The sequence below is a fragment of the Pseudoduganella sp. GW821-FHT11H04 genome (assembly GCF_058807935.1).
In genome coordinates, this window is record NZ_JBXARE010000032.1 from 1 (window position 1) to 1,401 (window position 1,401).

Sequence of the window (1,401 nt, forward strand, 5' to 3'; positions counted from 1 at the left end):
CCGCGACGCAAAACGTGGTGATCACGATCACTGGCACTAATGACGACGTCCTCATCACCAGCGAAGCACAAAGCGGCTTGGTAGTCGAAGATACGAACTCGCAGGCCAGCGGCGCAGTCGCTTTCTCTGATTTCGATCTGAAAGATGATCACTCCGCAACGTTCGTCCCCGTCGCCGGTGCACTGGGCACCTTCGCATTGACACCAGTCTCGGAAGTCGCCGGCGCCGCTACTGGTCAGGTTAGCTGGACTTATACGCTGAACGACTCGAAAGCCAATTACTTGGCTGTCGGCGAAAGCACTACCGAGACCTATGCTGTGACAGTGGCCGACGGTCATGGTTCGACTGCTACGCAGAATGTGGTGATCACGATCACTGGCACTAATGACGATGTCCTCATCACCAGCGAAGTACAAACCGGCTCGGTAGTCGAAGACAGCGTTCAACTGGCTAACGGCGCGGTGAGCTTCTCTGATGTCGACCTGAAAGATGATCACTCCGCAACGTTCGTTCCCGTCGCCGGCGCACTGGGTAGCTTCGCATTGACACCAGTCTCGGAAGTCGCCGGCGCCGCTACTGGCCAGGTTAGCTGGACTTATGCGCTGAACGACTCGAAAGCCAATTACCTGGCTGTCGGCGAAAGCACTACTGAGAACTATGCTGTGACAGTGGCCGACGGCCATGGTTCGACTGCTACGCAGAATGTGGTGATCACGATCACTGGCACTAATGACGATGTCCTCATCACCAGCGAAGCACAAACCGGCTCGGTAGTCGAAGACAGCGTTCAACTGGCTAATGGCGCGGTGAGCTTCTCGGATGTCGACCTGAAAGACGACCATACAGCGTCGTTCATTGCAGTGGACGGCGCCTTGGGCACCTTCGCGTTGCTACCAGTCTCGGAAGCCGCCGGTGCTGCGAATGGCCAGGTCAGCTGGACTTATACGTTGAATGACTCGGATGCCAATTACCTGGCTGTCGGTGAAAGCACTACGGAGACTTATGCCGTGACGGTGGCCGACGGTCATGGTTCGACCGCAACGCAGAACGTGGTGATCACCATCACTGGTACCAATGACGACGTCCTCATCACCAGCGGAGCACAAAGTGGCACGGTTGTCGAAGATTCGGTCTCGCAGGCCAGCGGTGCAGTCGCATTTTCGGATGTCGACCTGAAAGACGAGCATACGGCGTCGTTCGTTCCGGTGGACGGCGCTTTGGGTACCTTCGCCTTGACGCCAGTCTCGGAAGCCGCCGGTGCTGCGAATGGCCAGGTCAGCTGGACTTATACACTGAACGACTCAGATGCCAATTACCTGGCTGTCGGTGAAAGCACCACCGAGACCTATGCCGTGACGGTGGCTGACGGCCATGGTTCGACTGCTACTCAAAACGTGGTGA

General features: G+C 57.0%; 1 protein-coding gene. It reads left to right on the forward strand.

The genetic code is table 11. The features are described 5' to 3' along the window. The coding region (locus AC1RTP_RS28490) for a VCBS domain-containing protein (protein WP_498612020.1) at window positions 1-1,401 on the forward strand (1,401 nt) is incomplete at both ends.